This is a genomic window from Spirosoma liriopis (assembly GCF_023196085.1).
Taxonomy (GTDB): Bacteria; Bacteroidota; Bacteroidia; order Cytophagales; family Spirosomataceae; genus Spirosoma; species Spirosoma oryzicola.
The window spans coordinates 623,545-648,629 of sequence record NZ_JALPRF010000002.1 but is presented as its reverse complement, the minus strand read 5'-3'; the positions used below and the strand labels follow the sequence as shown (position 1 = coordinate 648,629).

Below are 25,085 nucleotides of genomic sequence, written 5' to 3'. Positions count from 1 at the left end.
CGTTTGTTGACTTAAATAAAAGCATCAAAGCTACTGAAAAATGAGTTCATCCAGTGCGCTGAATCGTGCTAGCCTATAAAACGAACGCTTCGAATTTGTCAGGATTTCCTTGCACTAAAAAGAGGATTTAACCATCACGAACCGGGTTTTCCTCTTATTTGGATGAGCGGTAATTGCACAAAATTTATTATAGGTATATTTCGGACTTAACCATTTTTATCACCGTATAACTAACTTTCTACTCACCTATGACCAGCAGGTATTCACCTACTAGTTATCGTATCCGACACATCTGGATACTATGGCTAACCTTATTGATGTGTACAAACACATTTGCTCAGAACAACCGGTTTACGCTCAAAGGACGGGTGACTGATGCTAACGGCGCAGGAATTCCCGGCGTTACGGTACAGGTGCTTGGCACCACGACGGGCTCGGCATCCGACGCTGACGGTAATTATTCATTCGCAACCAGCTTAGCCGCCGGTACATACACCCTCAACTTTTCGGCCGTCGGTTATAGCCCAGCGAAGCAAACTATCACGCTCGGAAATGCCGAAACGGTAACGGCGAATGCGACGCTCAAGGAAGACATCGCCAACCTGGACGAAGTTGTGGTGACCGGCTCAACCATCACGACGACCCGGCGCGAACTGGGGAACGCGATTAGTACGATCAAAGGCGGAGACCTGCAACAAGCCGGTTCGGCGGGGCTATTGAATGCGTTACAGGGAAAAGTACCCGGCGCTCAGATCACGCAAAACTCCGGCGATCCGTCGGGTTCGATTTCGATTCGGTTGCGCGGTATCAAGTCCCTATCCGGCTCGTCGGACCCGCTTTACGTCATTGACGGTGTTATTGTCAGCAACCAGAGCGCCAACGTTTCGCAACTGGCGGTAGCGGATCAGGTAGCCTCCGCCCAGCCCGGAACCAACCGACTGGCTGACATCAACCCCAACGATATTGCGAGCCTGAACGTCATCAATGGCGCTGCTGCTGCGGCTCAGTACGGCTCTCGCGCGGCCAATGGCGTTGTGCTGATTACCACCAAACGCGGTTCGACGGGTGCACCCCGCGTTACGTTTTCTACGTCATTCAACGTCAACGAACTGCGCAAAAGCGTTCCGGTCAATCTGTACAACAAAACGTTCGGAAACGCGCAGCAACGGTTGTACACCATCAACGCGTACAACACGGCAAGTGCGCAACAGGATGTAACAAAGCTTAATCCGTCAACGACGTTCATTCCCATTGTTCGGGACGGAACAACCAATAATCTGCTTTCCAACGTAGTCGATAACGTAACGCGCTATAATTATTTCGACCAGATCTTCCGGACGGGATACGGTACCGATAACGCGATTTCGGTTTCGGGTGGTCGTGATAACACGCAGTACTACGTGTCGTTCGGCTATTTAAAAAATCAGGGTATCATCAAAGGCACGGATTTTACGCGCTACAACCTTCGCGCCCGGCTCGACCAACGCCTGACCAACTGGGCCAAATTATCAGCAGGTCTGAGTTACGTGAATAGCTTCGCCAACGAAAAAGCGAACGGCAACGTGTTCTACAGCCCGATCAATTCGGTCAACATCGTTAACAACATTTACGACATCACCCAGCGCGATGTTTCGGGTAACCTGCAAGCTGTGGAAGGCCCCCGCGTAAACCCGCTCTCGACCATCGAGGACATGAAATTTACGCAGTCGGTGAATCGCACAATCAGCGATCTACAGTTAAACCTGACTCCCTTCAAAGGACTGAGCGTCGATTACATTTTTGGGGTTGATACCTACGGCCAGGTTGGTCAGAACTACATCCGGCCTTATCCCTACGCGGCTCAGGCGTCGCTGGGCGCTAACCTGTATCCGCAAGGATTTTCGGCAACGGGTAACAACACCGTATTGCAACTCAACTCAGACCTGAACGTCAGTTACGAACGGCAACTGTCGGAGCAGTTTAAATTAAATGCGGTTGCCGGTTATAACTACCAGTTTTTCCGGTCCGACTATTCAACGTCGCAGGGGCAAAACCTGGCTCCGTTTATCGAAACCGTGCGGGGTGCCGGTAGTACGACGGTCCTGGCGGACTACAGCCTCGACCGCTTTAATCTGAGCGGCTATTTCGTTCAGGCGACATTAGGCTACCGCAATTTAGCGTTCCTGACGGGAGCGATCCGTCGCGATGAATCGTCGAAGTTCTCGCCCTCCGTAACGAATCAGTTTTATCCTAAAGTAAGTGGCTCCTTTGTAGTGTCTGATCTGGGTTTCTGGAAAAATGCTCAATTCAACGACGCGTTCAATAGCCTGAAACTGCGGCTGAGCTATGGCGAAGCCGGAAACCTGTCGGGCGTCGGTTCGTACAGCCGATTCTACCAGTTCTCGCCAGTGGCTTATCTGGGAAGAAACACACTGCTCCCCGGATCGCAGTTGGCCAACCCGCTGGTGCGCCCCGAACGTATGGCCGAACTGGAAGCCGGAGCTGATTTGTCGTTTCTGAACAACCGCATCGGCTTAGGCGTAACGGTGTATAACCAGCAAATCAAAGATCTGGTCGTAAACCGCGTGCTGGCTCCGTCAACGGGTGGTTCAAGCATCATCAATAACGTGGGGACGATGGAAAACAAAGGGCTCGAAGCTGTATTGGACGTTGTGCCCGTAAAGACAAAAGACTTTAGCTGGGACTTCACGGCTATCTTCAACCGCAACCGCAACAAAGTTCTATCGCTCGGTAGCCCGATTATATCAGTTCCGTCGCCAGCCGGGGCACCTTATCTAATTCAGGGCCAACCCGTTGGCGTGTATTTTGGTACCGGATACGCCCGTAACGCAGACGGTTCATTGCTATTGACACCACAAGGATTCCCGCAATCGGAGCGGGCGTCCAGTCAGGTAACCGGTTCGACCGAGTACACCGTAGCCCGTACCGCCGAAGGCCAGCCTGACACGCGGTTTCCCACGGCCAACATCGTCATTGCGAACCCGAACCCAAAATGGACCGGCTCATTTGCTACCAATCTGAATTACAAATCGTTGACATTGCACGTATTGCTGGACTTCGTACAGGGCGTGCAGGTATTTAACGCCGACAAACGGACTCGTCAGGGTGTTGGACTAGGCGAATACGCCGAAAGAGAACTTCGGGGTGAATTGCCACGCGGATATATTTTCGCGATTTACAACACCGAAGAATGGCGGGTAGACAATGGCTCATACACCAAGTTGCGGGAAGTCTCGCTGAGCTATACATTGCCTAGCGTGATTAAGCCAATCAGCAACTGGAGCGTTTCGCTCATTGGTCGGAACCTGTATTCGTGGGACAAATACCCCGGTTTTGATCCTGAGACAAATGCGGGTGGTACCAATGACCTGCTTCGCGGCCTTGACTTTGGCAACGTACCCATTCCACGTACCTACCAGGTCAAACTCTCAGCGACATTCTAAAACTCTCAGCAGTCATACGTTAAGACGACGACTGCCAAGCATCGATTTTCACTTATGAAACGGATTCTTCTAACAACCATCCTGTCGGGTTTGCTGCTGACGCAGAACGCCTGTAATCAGGACTTTATCAACCCCAGCACAGCCAGTCAGCAACAGGTGGTCAGTACGGCGGAGGGGCTTATCACCGTTTGCAACAGTTTGCAATACCGCTTTACGGTGGGTGGCGCAACGAGCGTCATCTACAATGTTGTGGCGGGTGGTGGTCTGACAACCGGCGAGTTTGTCGTGCTCAACCAGGGGAACGGCGATGAGTTTGCGTTGCAACAAGGGCAAGCCAACGTTACTAATACGAACGCGGTGGTCCGCAACCTCTGGACACAGTGTCAACTTGTTCGCTCCAACGCCGACTTGGTTCTCGCCAATGTGGGCACCGTGGCGGCTGATGCGGGCACCAAAAGCGGCATAACGGCCTATGCTTCTATTTTCCGAGCACTAGCACTGGGTACGTTGGCCCAATTTTTTCAGGCGGCTCCCATTGTTTCTCAGGAAAATTCCCCTTTCGTTGACCGGGCGCAATTGCTGAAAGAAGCCATTACCTCGCTGGAAACGGCGGCTGCGCAGGTGGCTGCAAATCCGGTATCGACGAATTTCACCAACCGAATTGTACCGGGTATCGATATTTCGAATACGCTTCAGGCGTTGATTGCTCGTTACGCTCTTTTCGCGGGTGACTACGACAAAGCGCTAACCGCTGCGGCAAAAGTCGACCTGACCAAAAAATCGGTTTATAATTTCGATGACAACTCGCGGAATCCGGTTTTCTTCTACACCTTCGGAAACGTCAACGTATTTGCTCCCGCCAATGTTAATCTCGGCTTATCGGGGGCCTTGGCTCCGGCAGCGAACGACCGACGCATTGCGTTCTATACGCAGACGGCCAACACCAAAGCGAACCTGGGTACGGGTTTTTATACGGCGAACGCTACGCCTATTCCGGTTTATCTCCCCGGCGAAATTCTGCTGATCCAAGCCGAAGCGTCGGCCCGCAAAAATGACGTAGCCGGAGCAGTAACTGCGTTGAACAAAGTACTGACGAAAACGGCGGCAACCGATGCGTTTGGCGTGGAAGCTGGTTTGCCGGCCTACAGCGGTTCACAATCGGCGGATGCAGTTCTGACAGAAATTCTGCGCAACCGGAACATCGAACTGGCGTATCAGGGCTTCCGGCTCGAAGATAGCCGCCGGTTTGGCCGACCAGGCCCCGGTGCAACCGGATCGGAGCGAAACCGGAATTACTTTCCTTATCCTCGCACCGAGCGCGACAACAATACGACAACCCCCAAAGATCCGGAAAGCTGATTTGGGTTAAACCGAATATCGTAACGAAAAAGGGACCGCTTACCGTGGTCCCTTTTCTATTTTGTCGTCATAATTTTACTGGCAAACCCGTTCGGGTCGATTCGTAAATAGCCTGAAATAGAGCAACAACTTTACGGCCATCTTCACCCGTTACGGATGGCGGACGATTCTCGCGGATCGCATCGCGAAACTCGGCGATTTGCAGACCGAAGTAGTAGACCGTTGCGTCGATGGTGTTGAAGAAAGCCGTATCCTCAGCCACGAATTGTGCTAACTGATTTTCTTCGCCTGGCACCGTCCAGAGATCATTGACGGGAGGATCGGTAATGCTCGACATTCCGGCGATGAATAAAGCACCCCCGTCGGTCTGAACGCCTACTGACGCGCCGTTCTGCCCGTGAACGTGGACTTTGCCAAAAATTCCCGGCTTCTGTGAATTGCTGACGATGATATTCCCCAGTCCGCCATTTTTGAACTTTACAATCGCTAAAGCCGTGTCATCTACTTCGATGTACGGGTGATTGAGATTGCGCCAGACACCATACACTTCGTCTACATCGCCCATGTACCACAGCAGCAAATCCAGCTGATGGGGCGACTGATTCACCAACACCCCACCACCTTCATCGGACCAGGTACCGCGCCAGGCATCACTCTTGTAATACGCTTCGTCGCGCCAGCCGAGCATTTGAATCGTTCCCAGCACGGGCTTACCGATTTTCCCCGAATCAATAGCGTTCCGAATGCGCATGGACGGTGCGTAAAACCGACGCTGGCTGATGGTTCCCAGGTAGCGATTATTGCGGTTAGCCGCTTCAATCATGGCATCGCAGTCCTCCAGCGACGAAGCCAGCGGTTTTTCGACCAATACGTGCGAACCCGCGTTGAGGGCAGCAATCGTCGGTTCGCGGTGGGCCGGATGGGTGGTACAAACCAGACAGAGATCGACCTTTTCGCGCTCAATCATATCGTGCACGTCGCTGTAGGCTCGGATGCCGTAGTGGTTGGCAAAATCGTCCGCTTTCTGGTAGGTTCGTCCGTAAACCGCGACCAGGTTGGTATCAGGCGTTTGCAAAACGGCTTTGGCGTGTAGGTGGGCCACTTTGCCAGGGCCGATAATAGCGATATTCATAAAAGCAGTTCGTTAATTATCAATGTGCGGTTTTGCCAGCAATCTTAGTCAAATGAACAGAATGGGCACTTATCTACTTGTTTTGCGGTACGAATTGATGCAAAAAAGCCGGGTTAACCCAGAATGGATTCAAACCCGGCTTTCGTCAAGTTATCCGTGAAAATGCAATTATGGTTTGAGGACCACCTTGATTAACCCTTTTTCCTTGTCGTATAACCGACGAAACCAGTCTGCACCTTCTTCGAGCGGTACCTCAGCGCTCAAAATTGCTTCGACGTTAATACGCCCGGACGAGATCAACGCCAAGGCGGCTTCGTATTCACCATTGATCGCGCAGGAACCCTGTAACCGCAGTTGCCGGGTAACGATGGCCTGCAACGGAACCTCTACCGTTGGGGCCAGATTACCAACCAGCGTTACCGTCGCGCCCTTCCGAACGCAATCGATCGCTGTTTTAACGGTTGGCCCCGCCCCTACCACTTCGAACGAAACATCAGAGCCGCGTCCGTGGGTAAGAGCCTGCACCTGCTTTACCAGATCACCTTCGTGGGCGTTTAGTGTATGGGTTGCGCCCAGCGTTTTGGCCAGTGCCAACCGATCATCGTCCAGATCGACGGCGATAATAGTACCGCAACCCGCCAGTTTTAACACCTGAATAATAAACAGCCCGATCATTCCTGAGCCAACTACCACGGCAGAGTCGTTCACCTGAATGGGCGTCAAACCGACCGCGTGCAAGGCAACCGCCACGGGCTCAACCAGCGCAGCCTGCGTAAACGAAACGTTGTCGGGTACGGCGTACAAAATATGCTGCGGTACCGAAACGTATTCTGCGAAGGCCCCCTGCCGCTTGAAATCCGGCGTTGAAACACCGACCACTTCGCGGCCATCGCTAAGGTTGTACATGCCCTTACGGCTGTACCAATCGTCAAGCGCGTAGACCGTCGAGTCGAAAGTAACGCGGTCACCCGTTGACCAGTCACGCACCTCCGCCCCCACTTCGGCAATGATACCCGACGCTTCGTGGCCCATCACAATCGGAGGAATACGCCGTCCACTGCTGCCGTCCATACCGTGAACGTCGGACCCGCAAATACCAACGGCCTGAACCCGTACCAACACCTCATTCGGCTTGATCGTCGGTTTGGGGACGTCTTGCAGATCAAAATGATTATATTCCGTTAAAACAAGTGCTTTCATATACAACGCGGCTAAACGATCCGCTTTATTAGTATGACGCGAACAGGTTGGCCGCGTTACTGTTTGTGGTATATTTTAATAAATGTGTCAGCGGGAATCTGATCATACTCAGCCCGTTGCAGATGCGGATTTATTTCGTACGTAATTACCTCGTCGGCCGTGTCAGGCATCTCGCCGAACAATTTGGTAGCCGCCAGGGCTGTGTATTTCTTTTTAACCCATACCAGGCGCTCCACCGGATCTTTTCCCCAGGCTGGGTTGTCACCTAATACGAACTGGATCTTTATCCAATCGTTGAAAAAATACTCCTGCAAAAGCGGGATGATCCGATCCCGGAAGATGGCGCATAGTTCAGCATACGTCGTTGCTCCGGTCAGATAAGCGTGTCCAATCTGGTGATCGCGGTCGAGCAGATACTCAATGCGTTCGTTAAGGGTTCGGAGAAGCTGCGCTAGATCAATGGTATCGATCATACCCAATACCGACGGGTCCGGCGTCATCTCGCGAAAGGCAAACCGCCGACGCAGGGCAATGTCCAGCAACGCGATAGACCGATCGGTTGTGTTCATCGTGCCAACCACGTACAGATTTACCGGAACGCCAAACCGCTCCTGCGAGTAAGGCAACGTCAACCATAACTCGTTATCAGCCCCGAGTCGCTTGTCTGCTTCAAGCAGCGTGATCAAATCGCCAAAGACACTGGCCACATTCGCACGGTTCACCTCATCGATGAGCAGGTAATGCACCGGAGCCTTCCGAAATTTGGCCCGCCGATTTTCGGGCGTGTCGCCCAGGCAATCGCCAAACGAGCCGTAGCCAGCCTGCTGCATGGCCGACAGACAGGCTTTGTAAAAAATACCTTTGCGGATTCGGTAACTGATCTGTCCGTTGTGCACTTCGGGCCGGATACCTTCCACAAACTCCTCGTAGCTATACGACGGATGGAACGTAATCAGATTCGTATTTTCCTTCTGCAAATAAGGCTGTAACGCAAACGTTTTACCCGTACCCGGCGGCCCAAACAAGATCAAGTTATGCGGTTGGTCTGGCAACTCGGGTTGAGCGCCGTACTCGGCTTCGGGCTCCTCAACGCTTTGACCAGTTAGCCCCCGTTCAGCCAGCGAAGGATCATCCGCCAGGCGAATCAAATCGCTCAGAAAAGCTTCGTCTTCGGCAGCCCGGTACACGTCGGCGTTGTGCCGCACTGAATGCGGCCCCCGTTTATTGCTTTCTACCAGTTCGAGCAGACAATCTTCCCAGCACGTTCGAAGCGTTGGCTGGTATAGCAAATGAAAATTCGACTGGCCAATAATCACCGCCAGGTAATCCGACTTTTCGGTTAGCGGTTCAAAAACCAGTTCTTCAATGCTTTTCAGCCGTTCCTGACACGTTTTTTTCACGGTCAGATGATACTCAACTTCGCCCGCCCGCCGGGGTTTATGGATACGCAGCGCCTGAAAGAAATTGATATCCGCCGAGATTGCTCCCTTACCACGTCGACCGGGCGTAAAGGCGAGTCGGGCGTCGCCATTAGGAAGATTAATGATATCGATCAACTCCTTCAGCAAGCCAAAAAAACGCCGGACCGCTTCGGCGTGATCAATAGCGCGGATGCTTTCAATGAGTGGTTGCTGATGGGGTTCTTTTAGCACGTAAATACAACGAATTTTCTTTGTTTTTATGGTTCAGGACTGCGCAGAAGCCCGATTTGCGGAAGCGTTTTATCCTACTGCGAAGCTACAATTTTTTGGGCTTATCGGTAGGGAAAGGCCCGAGAGAACCCTACATTTGCTAGTAGTTAGCCAGCTGTTTATGAAAACTAAAATTTTACTAATTCGCTTATTGATCGCTTTTTTACCGGTAGCTCTGTTGGGTTGCCAGCCGGAAGAAAATCCGGTAATTTCAACGTGTCTGTTAACCAGCGCGACGGATCAATTGGTGGAAAGCAGCGGCAAACTAACGGACGAGCTAAACCGCTTTTTCACGTATACGGGCAGTAAGCTGACTTCTATCACAGAAAAGTCAACGCAGTCGGACGCTGTGTACGTGGTTGAATATACCAACGACCGGGTTGTTCGGGCGACGAACGGGCAACGGGTGATTACACTGGGCTATGGATCAGGGACGAAGCCAACCAGTTCGACGTTGAGCCTGAACGGTACTGTTCAATCAACGTTCGGTATGGAATACAATGAATCGGGGCGTATGACAAAAATCGTTGAAGACCGCCGGGTATTGCCCAACAATTCGCTGACCACCCAACGAGCTTACACCTTTGTGTACGACAATACCGGAAATCTTTCCCTCGAACGCGCTCGGTTTACGCTGAATGACGGATCGGTTGTGGAGCAGGAGACCGAGTACCAATTTGATACGAAGCCATCCGCTTACAAGCGGTTTTTAGAGCTGCCTTTGCTGACGGTAGTTGCCTTGAGCCAGCCCATTGAAACGCGTCCGGGGCGGCTCTGGCACGCAAACAACTGCACCGCTTTGCAATCGTATAATATCAACAACGGCTCCCGCTCAAACATCCGCGAATCGTCAACCTTCACGCCGGTCTACGACGCCGAGAACAAGGTGGTGAGCCAGGATCAGAACGCCCGGCTCTTTCAGGCAAGCGTTCCGAACCCGGTGACAAAGAATAACAAACAGACCTTTTCGTACGTATGCGAGTAGTTACGCCAGGTAGCTACCAATACTGACAACGTCGGCAAACACGCCCGAAGCCGTTACCTCCGCTCCGGCACCGGGACCTTTTACTACCAGCGGCCGATCTTTGTAGCGTTCCGTTGTGAACGAAACGATGTTGTCGGCCCCGGTCAATTGATAAAAAGGGTGATCAACACCTACGGGCTGCAACCCGATCACGGCTTTGTTATTCTCAAAACTAGCGACAAACCGCAGCTTCTGACCCGTCGTTTCGGCCTGGACGAGTAAGTTTTCGAAATAATCGTTGTTGCGTTCCAGCTCCTCGAAGAAGGCCGGAACCGTCGGCGCATCCAGACACGGTTGCGGCAGCAAGGTATTGATCGTTATGTCGTCGGGTTCGAGCGGGAAACCGGCTTCGCGGGCCAGAATCAGAATTTTACGGGCTACGTCCATACCGCTCAGATCGTCGCGCGGATCAGGTTCGGTATAGCCTTTTTCTTTAGCCTCCCGCACCACATCGGCGAACGAGATACCGGGACGGAACGTATTGAAAATAAACGACAACGTACCGGACAGAATCGCTTCAATTTTCAGGAACCGGTCACCAGCGGTCATCAGGCCCTGCACGGTATTGATGATGGGCAACCCAGCCCCGACGTTTGTTTCGTACAAAAACTTAACCCCCCGATTCAGGGCGGTCCGCTGCAACCGCCGGTATTCGCTGTAAGGTCCCGAATTGGCTACTTTATTGGGTGTGACGACCGAGATGTTCGCATCCAGCAGCGACTCGTAAAACTGCACAATGTCTTTGTCGGACGTGCAATCGATGAATACCGAGTTGGGTAGGTTGTAATCTTTTATGCGCTCCACAAAAGCGGGGAGCGATGTAGTAACCCCTTCCGTCAGCAGCCGCTCATGCCAATCGTCAAGCGCGATTCCTTTCGGATCAAGCAGCATCTTTTTGGTGTTTGTCATGCCGACGACACAAACCTTTAGCAGCTTCTCGGTACGCAGAAAATCAAACTGGCTGAAGATCTGTTTGAGCAGCGTCTTTCCGATCAAACCCGTACCCACCAGATACAGATTCAGCACCCGCGCTTCGGACTGGAAAAAGATGTTGTGCAGGGCGTTGAGCGCTTTCGACAGGTTATTTTTGTTGATAACCACCGATATGTTGATCTCGGACGACCCCTGCGCTACGGCAACGATATTAACCCCGTTTTTACCGAGTACGGAGAACAGTTTGCCCGCGATACCGGAGCTTTTTTTCATGCCCTCACCTACCGTAGCAATCACCGATAAATCACGCTCGATTGTAATGTTGTCGATGTGCCCGTGGCCTATTTCGGTGGCGAACTCAGTATCCAGAATGGCCTTTACGTTTTCGGCACCGCGCGGGTCGATGGCAAAACAGATGGAGTGCTCCGACGAAGCCTGCGAAATCAGAATCACGCTGATTTTATGAGCCGCCAGCACCCCAAACAACTTGGCTGACACCCCCGCTACTCCGATCATACCGGAGCCTTGTACGTTGACAAGCGCTACATCGTCGATGCTCGAAATACCGGTAATGGTATACTGCCGTCGTTCGGCTGTCCGACTAACGATGGTGCCGGTATGCGTAGCGTTGAAGGTGTTTAACACCCGAATCGGGATATTTCGGGCGAAAGCAGGTTGCAGGCTGGGCGGGTAAATCACCTTGGCACCAAAGTGCGACAGTTCCATCGCTTCGGCGTAGGTAATGGTCGGAATGTTAAACGCGTTGGGCACCTTACGCGGATCAGCCGTCATCATGCCGTCCACATCAGTCCAGATGTCGATAATGTCGGCGTTCAGCGCGGCTCCGATAATCGACGCGGTGTAATCAGAACCACCCCGGCCAAGCGTTGTCGTTTCATTTTTTTCGGTTGAGCCAATGAAGCCCGTCACCATCTGAATATCCGTCGTTTTCGCAAAATGCTCCTGAATCAGCTGATTCGTCAGCGTATAGTTAACCTCGGCCTGACCGAACTGTGCGTCAGTTTTGATAATCGTCCGGGCATCCAGAAACTGCGCCGGGATTCCCTTACTTTTTACACATTCGGTAATGACCGTTGTGGATAACCGCTCCCCAAAACTAGTAATCAGGTCGAGCGTACGAAGCGACAATTCCCGAATGAGCGATACGCCCCGCAGCAAATCTTCAAGCTCGTTGATAATTCCCCGCACATGCGCAAATACTTTGCTTTGCTCTTTTACCGGAATCAGCGCTTTGATCACATTGAAATGCCGGTCTTCGATACGGCGAACCAGTTCCATATAGTCCGTATTACCCGTGGTAGCCATGCGGCCAATTTCGATGAGTTGATTGGTAACCCCACCCATCGCTGAAAACACGACTATTATCTGACCACCATTTTGTGGTTCGTCGCCACGGCGGTGATTGTCAATAATCTGGATAACCTGTTTGATACTGTCTACGGAGCCAACTGATGTACCGCCAAATTTCAGAACCTGCATTACGAAAAAGCGAAAGAGTGAATAAGCGAAAGACTGGCCGCTAGCCGTCGGGCCGCTTTACGCAAGTTATTAAGATGCCGTTGAAGAAAGTAATATTGGGAGGGCAAAGATAATACGATGACTAGATTTCAAACAGAAAAGGCGCATCTCCGATGCGCCTTTTCTGTTCTGCCTGTTTGTGCGGGTAGGTTAAGCGGCAACATCAGCCGGTTTAGACTGGTGAATTAGTCGCCACGCCGTTCCAACGGCAATAACATCCTCGGCCAACGCAACCACCGGATCAGGCAGACCTTGTTCGTGCGTGAGCCAGCGCCGAAGATGGAAGAATGCAAACGTGCCGACAAGCGCGCCCGCAGCACCCATCACTGCTCCATAGCGAGCGTCTTTTCCGTCAACTTCGCTGAGGGCTGCCCCCGATAAAGCGCCCGAAGCCATTCGCCCGACTACGGATGACGGTTCAGTTCGGTTTGGCGTATTGGGTAGTTTGTCGCCAATCAGTTCGCCAACAGCCATCACTTTCAGTACAGTTGCCGTCTTCGGTGATGCCAGGCTATGAAGTTTTGAATCAGGCAGCGGATCTGGCTGCATCTGAGCCAGTTTATGACTAACCATCGCCGGAGCCGACAAGGCACGCATGCCCGCTACTATACCTATTTGAAATGCATTCAGGTAGGATCGAATCATGTTGTTTAGCGTTGCTATTCAGTCCAAACAGCCCGAATGACCCTTTGTTTTTCCTACGATGTGGGTTTTACTACAGCTTTTCATCGACTGTCTATTAGCCACGTCCTCTTTCGTGTAAGACAACTACCCATTCAGACTATCAAACTCTTCTTTCTGCTTGTCAATGAATCCAAGTGTAAGCGGTCGCCGTAAGTGTAGTACATCGTCTGAAAAACGACGGTCTTTTCGACACACATAACGTTTTCCAACATGAATCAAGAACAGAAAGATTCGGGCCTGTCCATGCTGCCGGGTCAGTTAGAGCCAGTGATGGTAGGACGCCGGTTGTTTCTGCGGTATGCGGGAGCTGCGGTAGCCGGAGGAGCGATATTAGCTTCCTGCAAAGATGAAGAAAACCCAACCACCGTACCCTCAACCGTTGATCTGGGCACGGGCGACGTAGGTATTCTCAATTATGCGTACGCGTTGGAACAACTGGAAGCCGCATTTTATACACAAGTGATTGCCACGCCGTACACGAACATGAGCGACGCGGAAAAAACGCTTCTGACCGACATTCGCGATCACGAAATCATTCACCGCGAGTTTTTCAAAGCGGCCATCCCAGCCGCCAACCGAATTGCCGACTTAACGCCCAACTTTACGGGCATCAACTTCAGCGATCGGACAAGTGTGTTGGGTACGGCGAAAGCGTTTGAAGACTTGGGCGTAGCGGCTTACAATGGTGCGGGCCGACTCATCAAAGATGCGAACTACCTGCTGCTGGCTGGTAAGATCGTATCGGTAGAAGCCCGGCATGCTGCGGCTATCCGGGATCTGATTAACCCAAGATCAGCCGACTTCGCGGGTGATGATGTTGTTGCTCCCACGACGGGTCTCGACCCAGCCACCAAGCCCGCTGACATACTGCCAACAGCGCAGAAATTTGTGCAAACGCCACTGAGCGGTTCTAATCTTCCAACGGCTTAAACCCCACCCCAACGTCATGAATTTTTTCAAATTAATTACTGATATTGAGCAGCTTGATCCGGAAGCGAACGAGCGGTACAGCTTTTACTCGCGTCGCAACCTGATCAAATTCGGCACGAACCTGGCCGCTGCGGCTGTTCCAACGCTCGTAGCGACTTCGTTCAACCAAGCGTTTGCCCAGGGTACAACCACGCCTTCGCAAGCGGCTATCGAGGTGGCTAATTTCGCGCTGACACTCGAATACCTCGAAGATGAATTTTATAAGGCGGGTCTTGCGGCATCGGGTCTTATTCCATCGACGGATCGAACCGTTATCAGCCAGATCAGCAAGCACGAAACGGCGCACGTCAATCTATTGAAAACAGCTCTAGGTGCTGCTGCTGTGGCAAAACCAACGTTTAAATTTCCGACGGGTACTTTTACCAATTACACAACCTCCTTTCTAACCACTGCTCGCGCCTTCGAAGATACGGGCGTTCAGGCGTACAAAGGCCAGGCAGGTAGACTTATCAACGACAAAGATATTCTACAGATAGCGCTGCAAATTCACTCCGTCGAAGCGCGGCACGCGTCAGAAATTCGCCGGATGCAAGGCCTGAAGGGGTGGGTCTCCGATACGACACAGACCTCGTTTACCCAAGCTGGAATTAACTTAAAAACCTTGACGGGCAAATCAGACGATGCCATTCGTGAAGCATTCGATGAACCCCTGACGAGTGATCTAGTGCTAGCCATCGTAAAACCGTTCCTGGGCTAACCCCGCGAACGGTCGAATATAGGGAGGCCGGGAAACCGGTATAGTGAAGAAAGGCATTGGAGATTTTCTCCGGTGCCTTTTTCGTTTTCCTTTCCCATCCGGGTCTTTTTTTGTTGCTTGCGCCCAGATTCGCCAGCGTCGGCGGCCATGCCGGTATGAAATTCGTCCGTATTATCCTTAAAGTCCTAGCAGGACTTTTGATTTTTATTGGTTGCTTTTTAGCCATCAGTCTAGCTCCTGTCGATGATACGCCGTACCGTGAGATGCCATATTATGCGCAAACCAAGCAACGGTTAGCGCAGTTACCGGCTCCGCTGACAACCGGACAACCTTTACGGGCGGGATGGGCCAAGGTAAACATGACTCCTTCCTACACGACCCCCACGGGCGGCTACGGCGAACGACTGGGAAAGCACTGGAAAACAATTGCTGATTCTATTTTTGTCCGGGCTATCCTGCTCGACAATGGGAATACCAAAGTTGCCGTGGTTGGACTTGATCTGGTCATCACACCACCGACGGTTACGGAAGCACTCAAGAAACGCCTGCCCGAAGTCGGTCTACGGTGGGAGAACGTGTACATGGGCGCCATTCATTCGCATAACAGCATGGGTGGCTGGGCTCCTCGTTTGGTCGGTCAGTTGATCGCGGGTGGCTACGACGAAAAAATTGTCAATCGCATTACCGAAAGCGTTCTGACCGCTATTCGCAACGCGCAGGCCAACATGGCTCCGGTACAGGTTGGCTTTGGCGAAACCGACGCGACTGACCTTATTTCGAACCGGCTTAGCTCCTCAGGCCCCACCGGCCCGCTCGATGGTAAAATTCGATTACTGGAATTAAAAAAGACCACCGGCGAGTCAGCGCTGCTCTGCACCTTTGCCGGTCATCCCACGCTTTTTGACGGCGACAACAGCGCTTACCTCAGCCGCGATTACCCCGGTTCGCTGGTGGATCGATTGGAGAAAAAGTCGGCCAGTTTCGCCGTGTTTCTGGCGGGTGCCGTTGGCAGTACCGCTCCCGAACCACGCGGAAAAACTGACTTTCAGGAAATCCGCAACTACGCTGGTGATCTGGCCGTTCGTATCGAGCGCACCGTCCCGACGATTCAGCCTCGCCCAGATAGCACGCTATCTATTCTTACTTTACCGCTTGGTTTGCGGGAACCGCATCCGCGCGTATTCGGCAACTGGCGCGTTCGTCCGTGGTTGTTTTATGCGCTCTACGGCGATTATCCGTCCGATCTGAAAGCGTTGCGTATCGGACAAACGGTACTGCTAGGGACTCCCTGTGACTTTTCGGGCGAACTGGCTGCGGAGCTGAACCCGGTAGCGGCTCAAAAAAGACTTAACCTAATGGTTACCAGCTTCGACGGTGGTTATATCGGTTATATTACGCCTGACCGTTATTACAACCGGCAAGCGTACGAAGTCCGCGACATGAACTGGTTTGGTCCGTACAACGGCGACTATTTCAAAGAAATGATGACCGGTTTGCTCAACAAAATCGACCCGACCAAGCCCGGTAAGTAGCGGGTTGAATTACCCATTGACCACACGAAAAGTCGCACTTTTTTCGTATCTTTACTTTATTCTAACTGCTTCGATTACACGTCTTTTAACCGCTGAATGATCGCTTACTTAGACGGAGTGCTGTCCTACAAAGAACCAACGTACGTGATTATTGACGTACACGGTGTCGGATACGCAGTCCACATATCTCTTCAAACGTACTCAACATTGCCCGGTGGTGGCGAACGCATCAAACTGTTTATTCATCACCTGTTTCGTGAAGACGCCCAAATTCTGTACGGGTTCGCGGTAGCCGATGAAAAAGCCTTGTTTCTGGATTTGATTGGCGTTTCGGGGGTGGGTCCTAACACAGCGCTTGGCATGCTCTCGGCCATGCAGCCCGCCGATCTTCGTCTGGCAATTCTGGGCGAAAATGTTCGGGCGGTACAGGCCATTAAAGGGATCGGTGCTAAAACGGCGCAACGCATCATTCTGGAACTGCGCGATAAAATGAAAAAGGCCGGTGTCGTTCCCGATGGTCCAACCTACCGTCAGCAGCCAGCCACAAACCCGGTTCGGGAAGAAGCGTTGGCCGCACTCGTTGCCCTTGGCTTCCCTAAACCGACCGCTGAGAAAAGTGTGGACGATGCCCTCAAAGCGGACCCTGCACTAAGCGTCGAAGATGTAATTCGCCGGGCACTGCGTTGATCCATTCGTATTTTTCTCCAGTCAACCTTGGTTAATCAATCAGGGTTGACTCTTTCTCAATACTGATCGTTACCCTCCTGTACGCTAACTTTTTCACCGGGGCTTACTGCTTAAGAAATACTGCTTTATCAACTATACTTTATTGCTTCGGGCTAACTTCTCTTAGTTGTATCATACTCTTTTGATTGACAAAATCCTAGTTTACCCCCGCACTTTATTTCTACTTCTTTAAGTCCGTTTGTAAACTTATCGTTAAAGTTTGGGAAGTGCATACATTAAAATCCACTGAAATTCGTGTATTTTTACCGTTGGCCGCGACTAAACAACAACGCATAAATGTTTGTTTGGGCACCGTTTAAAAAATCTATCGTTCGATTAGACGATTGGTTTAATTTTGGCCGTTTAAGGTAAGGCGCTTGTACGCACTACCACTCCCGAACTTGAAAGTATTGCCGATGGTGAACCCTTACCTTGTTCACAAATACATAAGTAACGCTTACCTCTCTTTTACGGGGAGGATCGTGTTTGTACGAACCGGAACGCTTATACCCCTACTATGGCTTGTACTGAGTGCAGGCCTGGCTACGGCGCAAAATCAACCGACTACCCCCACCCGGCGCGGAGCCGCAGGGCGTCGGCAGCAAGCAGCTCAGGACTCGGCGCGCGCCGAAGTCCGGCGACGGGCTGTTATACGGGCGGATTCCATTAAGCAAGCCGTCAAAGACCGCAACGATAGTATCCGGGCGGTGCGCAGCGCCAACCGGCGACCAACGGTCAACTGGCCCGACCGACGGGCTACGCGTTTTTCGGAGCGTCCGTCACGATCACCGTTTATTCTGCGTGATCCGAAGGGTGTTTCAACCGATTTCCACCTCGACCCCACAGGTCGCGTCGACATTTCGGAACGGGTCCGCACGGGAGTTTCACTGTCGGGTGCACCAACGCCAAACAACGTCCAGGGCCGAACAAACATTGCTACACCAGGCAGCTCCACGGCCGTGTTTCCCGATGCAGCCGTTCCTAGCACAACCCCACCGGGGACAATCTCACCTGGTATTCCGGTTCCGGGCTTAGCGTTGCCCCCCTCGCAGTACGGCATGCCCTACCGGCCGTCCGAGACGGTTCCTTACGATACCTACAACCAGCTTCAGAATCAGCGGGTAGGTCAAAATGTCTTACGGGAGTTTAGCGCCCGCAGTGAAGGACAAAGTGCCGTAACTGGGCGCGGGCTGATACCCAAATTAGAGTTACCGCCCGTTATTGATCGTTTGTTTGGCGGCAGCAACGTCGATTTCAAGCCCAACGGCTTTGTCACGCTCGACTTTGGCTACCTGTATCAGTTTATCGACAACCCAGTTCTTCCGGTACGGCAGCGTCGCAACGGTAACTTTCTGTTCAATGAGCAGATCAGTATCAATTTCAACGGAAAGATTGGAGAAAAACTAGGCGTGTTGGCCAATTTCGACACGAAAGCCAGCTTTAACTTCGAAAACGCGCTTAAGGTCAACTACAAACCGGGTGGCGGCTTACCCGCGTTTGGTACGGGCCAGGGTTTGCCAAACCTGCCCAACTTACCGAACACGCCCAGCTTACCGGGCGTACCGGGAGCCAACGGTACACTCCCCGGCTTTACTCCCCAGAACGAAAGCATTATCCAGGGTCTTGAAGTCGGCAATATCAGCTGGGCGGTCAACAGTCAGTTGATTCCGGGTGTACAGAACCTGTTTGGGGTGAAATCCCAACTACGCTTCGGGAAACTGAACGCTACGGTCGTGCTGTCACAGCAGCGGTCGCGGAAGACGGAAATTGTGTTACGGGGGGGAACCTCGAACCGACCCTTTGAGATCCGGGCTGATCAATACGACGAAAACCGGCACTTCTTCCTGTCGCAGTTTTTCCGAAACATCTACGAGCAATCGTTGCGGTCATTGCCACAGGTCACATCGGGTGTGAACGTCACGCGGATTGAGGTTTACGTAACGAACCGGACGAACACCACCGAATCGCTTCGCAACGTGGTTGGTTTTCAGGATTTAGGCGAAGGCAATCCGTACAATCAGACCAATGCCAACGTTCAGCCGTTCTCGCGTAATGGCCGGACCCCAGCAGACAACTCAGCCAACGGCTTGTTCTCGAAACTGACCGTCAACGCGAATGCGCCCTTCCGACAGGTCGACCAGACTTCCGACCAGTTGACCAACTCGTTTGGTCTGGCCAAAGGAACCGATTACGATCTATTGCGGGCATCGAAGCGCCTGACTGACCGGGAGTACAAACTTCAGCCGGAGTTGGGCTACATCTCGCTGGTGACGCCCTTGCGTAACGACGAAATTCTGGCTGTTGCCTACGAATATACCTACCAGGGCCGTCGCTACAAAGTCGGTGAATTGACCGAAGATTACCAGTCACGCAAGGACGACGAGGTATTGGTCCTGAAACTCCTGAAATCATCGACCATTCGCAACAACCTTCAGTTGCCGATGTGGAATCTGATGATGAAAAACATTTACTCGATCAACTCTGCCCAGATTGCCCGTCAGGGGTTTCAACTACGGGTTATTTACAAGGATGACCTCACGGGTATCGATAACCCGAACCTGCAAGAGGGTCGCCTGACGCAGAACCGTCCGCTGGTACAGTTGTTTGGTATGGACCGGCTTAACCAGCAGCTCGACGCCCAGCCCGACGGTAACTTTGATTACGTCGAGAATATTACCGTCGATAGCCGATACGGGAAAATCATATTCCCGGTGCTGGAACCCTTCGGCTCCTACCTCGAACGACAATTCGGAGCGGATGAAGAAGCACTTCGGGCGAAATACGTTTTCAACGAGCTTTACCGAACGACCTTAGCGGATGCACAGCAAATAGCGAGTAAAAACAAGTTTTTCCTCAAGGGCGCTTTCCAATCGGGTAACGGCGCGGAAGTGCAGTTGCCGTACGGGGTCAATGAGCAATCGGTTACAGTAACAGCCGGTGGGGTGCCCCTGTCGCCCGGAGCCGACTACGTATTTGAGCCGCAGACCGGCAGACTGCGTATTATCAACGAAAGCGTTAGTAACTCTGGTCGCGAAATTCGGATTGGCTACGAACAACCCGACCTGTTCCAGAACCAGATTCGGACCCTGGTCGGTACTCATTTGGATTACGCCATCAACCGCGATGTCAGTATCGGACTGACGGCTATGCACATGAAGGAAACGCCCGCTGGTTACCTGACTCGCGTGGCCCTCGGCAACGAACCGATCAACAACACGATTCTTGGTTTAAACGCCAACATCCGCAAAGATGTACCCGGTCTGACCCGACTGCTCGACAAGCTACCGATGGTGCAAACCAAAGAACTGTCAACCGTTCAGGTTAGCGGTGAAGTGGCTCAGCTGCTGCCCGGCACCAACCCTCGCGCCCGTAACGAAAGCTACCTGGACGACTTCGAAGCGGCCCGAACAATCTTTGACCTGACCCGCCAGCCTACCCGCTGGCGACTGGGAGCAACACCGCAGCAGTTTCCGCAGGGAAGCTTCCAGAATCCGCTTGAGTCGGCTTACAACCGGGCGCACATGTCGGTATACTCGGTGGACCCAACGCTGTATACACCGGGCTCGCAGGGTGTCGTGTCCAATGTTGACCCCGACGAGGTCAAGAAAAACGTTTACGAGCGTTATTTCCTGCCGCAAGACTTGTTCCCTGGCCGGTCGGTCCGCCCGGTGCAATTGCCCGAAAGCATTCTGGACGTGTCGTACTTCCCGGCAGAACGGGGTATGTATAACTACAATCCGAACCTTAATCCTAACGGTCAGTTACCTAATGCTCGGCAAAACTTCGGAGCAGTTACACGGGCTATTGCTTCGGACATTGACTTCGACAATGCAAACATCGAGAACCTGACCTTCTGGCTCATGGACCCGTTTGTGACCGGGCAGGCTGGTATAGTGCGCGGCAGCAACGACCCGAACGTGACGAACACCAACAACACAACCGGTGGTAAGCTGATCTTCAACATTGGTGACATTTCGGAGGACGTCATAAAAGATAGTCGTTATGAGTTCGAGAACGGCTTCCCAATCGATTCGACGATCAGTTCACGTAATCCTGGAACGGAGCAAACTCCCTGGGGCCGCGCGCCGAGCCAGCAGTTTGTCACCAATGCGTTTCAGAGTGGCGGACGTGAACGGCAGGACATTGGCCTAGATGGTTTGGGTAACGCAGCCGAACGAACCCAGTTTCAGAGCTATTTGAATACCATTCAGGGTCGAGTTACGAACACCGCTGCGCTGTCGGCTATTCAACAGGACCCCGCTGGTGACGATTTTAGATTCTACCTCGGTGAAGAAGCCGACCAGCAACGATACATCGTGGCGCGGTACAAAAACTACATGGGCATGGAAAACAACTCGCCCGAAAACACGACCACAAACCAGTTTCTGACCCCCGCTTCGACAACCTTACCCGACATTGAGGACCTTAACCTCGACAATACCATCAACGATAACGAAGCATATTACGAATACGAACTAGACCTTCGTCCGGGCAAGCTTGAAGTTGGACAGAACAAGTACATCATTGACAAAGTGACGGTTCCCTCCGAGGGAGCGCCGGGCGGAGTCGTGACCTGGTACCAGTTCCGCATTCCAGTCCGGGAGCCAACGCGTAAAGTAGGGGGTATCAACGGATTCAAATCCATGCGCTTTATCCGGATGTACCTTACGGATTTCGAGCAACCCGTCGTCATGCGTTTCGCCGAATTGCAGATGGAGGCCAACCAGTACCGTAAATACACGGGTGACCTGAACCAACGGGGATTGCAGGAAGTGCCGGAGCCTTACGACGCTCAGTTTACGGTTTCGACGGTCAACATTGAAGAAAACAGCAGTCAGCAGGTATCGCAGCAGGGTGGCGAAAAATACATCTATACCGTTCCGCCGGGCTACGTCCGCGACCGCGACTACACGCAGGTTAGCACGGTTGAGCTGAACGAACAGTCGATGCGGATGAGCGTAACAAACCTGCGCGACGGCGATTCGCGGGGGGCGTTCCGCAACGTGAACATGGATTTGTTGTTCCGGGAGCGCATCAAGATGTTTGTCCACATGCACAACCCCGATAAAGAATCCGGTCAGGTGTCGGCATTCATTCGGTTGGGTACGGACTATACGGATAACTATTACGAAATCGAAATTCCAAATCTGGTGCATACTCCACCCAACATCACGGGTGACCCCAATGACGAAGGGTTGCGGTTGCGGGTCTGGCCCGAAGCCAACAATCTGGATCTGGCGATTTCGGAGTTGATCAATTTAAAAGCCAACCGGAATCGGGAGTACACACGTCAGACGGCGCTGGCGTTTACGGAAATGTCGGCAGATGGTCGCTACAAGCTTACTGTCGTTGGTAACCCGGACCTTAGCTCGGTGCAATCGGTGATGATCGGGATGCGTAATCCGAAGCTGGTAGGTGATGGCGAGCGGTCAAAAACCTTTACCATCTGGGTCGATGAACTACGCGCTTACGGCTATGACCAACATGCGGGTATGGCGGCTATTGGTTTCGTAAACATGAAACTGGCAGACCTGGCAACGGTAACCGCTTCCGGTCGCATCACGACGTTTGGTTTCGGTGGTGTACAGACCCGCATTGGTGATCGAGCCCGCGAAACAACGTCCGAATTTGGCGTTTCGTCGGCGATTGCACTGGACAAGTTTTTACCGCAAAATTGGGGCTTCCGCATTCCGCTGTACGTCAACTACGACCACCGAAACGTCGATCCGCATTTTGACCCACTTGACCCTGATACGCCTTTGGAAACCTCGCTCTCGACAAAAGCGGAAGGAGCCGAGCGGAACAGCTATCGCCAACTCGTGCAGGACAACACCACCCGACGGGGTTATAATTTCTCCAACGTCCGGAAAGTGAAGACGAATGCCAACGCGAAAACGCACTTCTACGATTTCGAGAACCTGTCGTTTACGTACGCTTACAATGACATGAAGCGAACGAACATTCTGACGCAGGAGTACCTGCAACAGCAGACGCGGGGAGGCATCGCTTACACCTACAGCGGTCAGCCTAAAACCTTTGAACCGTTCCGTAACAAGGCGTCGTTTGAAGTCCCTTATCTGCGCTGGCTCAAGGATTTCAATATAACTCCGCTGCCAACGCTGGTGTCGATTCGGACCGATGTGGACCGGAGCTTTATCAAAACACAATTACGTTCCTCGGACCTGACCACGAACGGAATATCCCCTCAATTTGAGAAGTACTTCCTGTTTAACCGATACTACGATCTGACCTGGAACCTAACGCGAAGTCTGGTATTGACCTATAAGGCACAAGCCAACGCCATCATTGACGAACCGGCGGGTGACATCAATACGCAGGCCAAGCGCGACTCGATTATCAACAGCATCAAGCATTTGGGTCGTATCAAAAACTTCGTGCAGGAGATTCGGGCAACGTACCGCTTACCACTCGACAAAATTCCCCTGCTCGACTGGATGGCAGCTGATGCTCTGTACAAAGTAGGCTACCAGTTTCAGGCCAATTCGTTCGGCGTTGCCGATTCATCGGGCGTACCGTTCGGCAATATTTTACGCAACGACCGCGAGCAGGGCGTTACGGGACGCGTTGATTTGATCCGGCTGTACAACAAAATTCGCTACCTGCGTTTCGCGAACACCCCCTCGCCCATTCGCAAGAACTTTGCCCGGAACCCCGGTGATATTGAAGAAATCGACCGGAGCGAAAGCAAAGTGCTGAAGAATTTCACGCGGGCTTTGCTCACGGTTCGGGGCATCAACTTTTCGTACACTATTCAGGAATCGACAATTCTGCCGGGCTTTTTGCCAACGCCCCGGTTCTTTGGTTTAAGCAAGGAAAATGCACCAGGACTAGGATTTGTGCTCGGTCAGCAGGATTACAACATTGCCTACAAAGCCGCTCAAAAGGGCTGGCTGTCGCCGAGTACCGTGCAGAATACCGCCTTCCAGCAAAGCATCGCCAAAAACTTCAGCGCCCGCACCACACTGGAACCCTTCAAGGATTTCCGGATGCAGGTAGAATGGCGGTTGACCCGTTCTGATGTGTATCAGGAGTATTACCGGCCAGCTACGCAGGGCGGTCCGTTCGAAACGCAATCGCCGGTTCGGAATGGACAGTTTAGTATGTCGTTCTGGTCGTTCCGTACGGCGTTTATTGGCCTGCGAAAAGACAACACCTCGCCTATTTTTGATCGATTTGAAGAATACCGCGAGTATTTCGTTAATCGATTGACGGCACTCAACAAGGAAGGAGTTGGCCAGTACACCCGAACGTCGCAGGACGTGTTGATTCCGGCTTTCTTTGCCGCTTACAGCGGTCAGCCAAAAGAGAAAGCACAGTTATCGCCGTTCTACAGTTTCCCGCTTCCCAACTGGCGCGTTGACTACAACGGCCTGTCGGGACTCGATTTCATTCGGAAACGATTCAGTGCGTTTACGCTCACGCATAGCTACACCTCCAACTACAGCGTTGGCAACTTTATCTCCAACCTGGATTACGGAGCCGCTTATGTCAACCTGGCCGTCCAGAATTTTTCTCCGGCTTCTATCGTCAACCAACTCAATCAATACGTACCCGTCCTAGCGATGAGCACCATCACGATGTCGGAGAAATTTGCCCCGATGTTTGGCGTTCAGTTCCAGACGAAGAGTCGCGTGAGTGGTCGCCTTGAGTACAACCAAAGCCGGGATATAGCCCTGAGCTTGTCGAATGCGCAGGTAGCTGAGTTAAGCAACAAGGATCTGACAGCTTCGATTGGTTTTACCAAACAGAACTTCCGGGTTCCCTTCCGGATCAACGGTGCGTACAAACGTTTGAAAAATGACTTGACGTTTTCCTGTAACATGACCTTCCGGGACACCCGCTCGATTCAGCGAAAACTCGACGCCGAGCAGATTATTACCGCCGGTAACGTAAACTTTCAGCTTCGTCCGCAGGTTAGCTACATCGTAAATCGCCGGTTGAACCTCAATTTTTATTTCGACCGGACATTCAACGATCCACTAGTCTCCAACTCGTTCCGTCGGGCAACCACGGCGGGCGGTGTTCAGGTCAAGTTTAATCTGGCTGAGTAACGCGAGCTTTTACGAAATTCCCTTACCTTTTCGATTAGCCGACCCATTTTCGGGTCGGCTATT

Annotated in this window: 13 protein-coding genes; 8 read left to right on the top strand and 5 right to left on the bottom strand. The window is 52.3% G+C overall.

The features are described from left to right. The first annotated feature begins 248 nt into the window (after positions 1-248). Positions 249-3,443, top strand: coding sequence for a SusC/RagA family TonB-linked outer membrane protein (locus M0L20_RS11765; RefSeq protein ID WP_248477125.1), 3,195 nt, complete (start codon positions 249-251; stop codon positions 3,441-3,443). 54 nt (positions 3,444-3,497) lie between these two features. Then, positions 3,498-4,802, top strand: a complete 1,305-nt coding sequence (locus M0L20_RS11760) for a RagB/SusD family nutrient uptake outer membrane protein (RefSeq protein WP_248477123.1) — start codon at positions 3,498-3,500, stop codon at positions 4,800-4,802. A gap of 67 nt (positions 4,803-4,869) precedes the next feature. On the opposite strand, the gene M0L20_RS11755 is transcribed toward M0L20_RS11760, so the two are convergent. From M0L20_RS11755 to M0L20_RS11745, 3 genes are all read right to left on the bottom strand, one after another. After that, positions 4,870-5,934 carry a Gfo/Idh/MocA family protein gene (locus M0L20_RS11755; RefSeq protein ID WP_248477122.1) on the bottom strand — a complete coding sequence of 355 codons (1,065 nt, stop codon included), beginning with the start codon at positions 5,932-5,934 and terminating at the stop codon, positions 4,870-4,872. Positions 5,935-6,102: 168 nt separating this feature from the next. Continuing rightward, complete coding sequence (locus M0L20_RS11750) at positions 6,103-7,134, bottom strand: galactitol-1-phosphate 5-dehydrogenase (protein WP_232561159.1); 1,032 nt, start codon at positions 7,132-7,134, stop codon at positions 6,103-6,105. A gap of 56 nt (positions 7,135-7,190) precedes the next feature. Beyond that, complete coding sequence (locus M0L20_RS11745; RefSeq protein WP_248477121.1) at positions 7,191-8,786, bottom strand: McrB family protein; 1,596 nt, start codon at positions 8,784-8,786, stop codon at positions 7,191-7,193. Between the two features lie 160 nt (positions 8,787-8,946). Between M0L20_RS11745 and M0L20_RS11740 the strand changes: the two genes are divergently transcribed. Then, positions 8,947-9,810 carry a hypothetical protein gene (locus tag M0L20_RS11740; RefSeq protein WP_248477120.1) on the top strand — a complete coding sequence of 288 codons (864 nt, stop codon included), beginning with the start codon at positions 8,947-8,949 and terminating at the stop codon, positions 9,808-9,810. Here M0L20_RS11740 and thrA read toward each other — a convergent pair whose 3' ends face one another. Then, a complete protein-coding gene (gene thrA, locus M0L20_RS11735) occupies positions 9,811-12,282 on the bottom strand; it encodes a bifunctional aspartate kinase/homoserine dehydrogenase I (protein ID WP_248477119.1) in 2,472 nt (823 codons plus the stop codon). It abuts the gene before it with no gap. A 189-nt stretch (positions 12,283-12,471) separates the two neighbouring features. After that, positions 12,472-12,966: a DUF4126 family protein gene (locus M0L20_RS11730; protein ID WP_248477118.1), complete on the bottom strand. Its 495-nt coding sequence runs from the start codon at positions 12,964-12,966 to the stop codon at positions 12,472-12,474. 249 nt (positions 12,967-13,215) lie between these two features. On the opposite strand from M0L20_RS11730, the gene M0L20_RS11725 reads away from it, so the two are divergent. From M0L20_RS11725 to sov, 5 genes are all read left to right on the top strand, one after another. Then, positions 13,216-13,935, top strand: coding sequence for a ferritin-like domain-containing protein (locus M0L20_RS11725; protein ID WP_232561154.1), 720 nt, complete (start codon positions 13,216-13,218; stop codon positions 13,933-13,935). 16 nt (positions 13,936-13,951) lie between these two features. After that, the gene (locus M0L20_RS11720; protein ID WP_248477117.1) at positions 13,952-14,692 is read left to right on the top strand and encodes a ferritin-like domain-containing protein; all 741 of its coding nucleotides are present in this window, start codon (positions 13,952-13,954) and stop codon (positions 14,690-14,692) included. A 155-nt stretch (positions 14,693-14,847) separates the two neighbouring features. Beyond that, the gene (locus M0L20_RS11715; protein ID WP_248477116.1) at positions 14,848-16,224 is read left to right on the top strand and encodes a neutral/alkaline non-lysosomal ceramidase N-terminal domain-containing protein; all 1,377 of its coding nucleotides are present in this window, start codon (positions 14,848-14,850) and stop codon (positions 16,222-16,224) included. 96 nt (positions 16,225-16,320) lie between these two features. Then, entirely contained in the window at positions 16,321-16,911 is a 591-nt protein-coding gene (ruvA, locus tag M0L20_RS11710; RefSeq protein WP_232561152.1) for a Holliday junction branch migration protein RuvA, read from the top strand. Between the two features lie 455 nt (positions 16,912-17,366). Beyond that, positions 17,367-25,022 carry a T9SS outer membrane translocon Sov/SprA gene (gene sov, locus M0L20_RS11705; protein ID WP_248477115.1) on the top strand — a complete coding sequence of 2,552 codons (7,656 nt, stop codon included), beginning with the start codon at positions 17,367-17,369 and terminating at the stop codon, positions 25,020-25,022. Positions 25,023-25,085 lie beyond the last annotated feature (63 nt).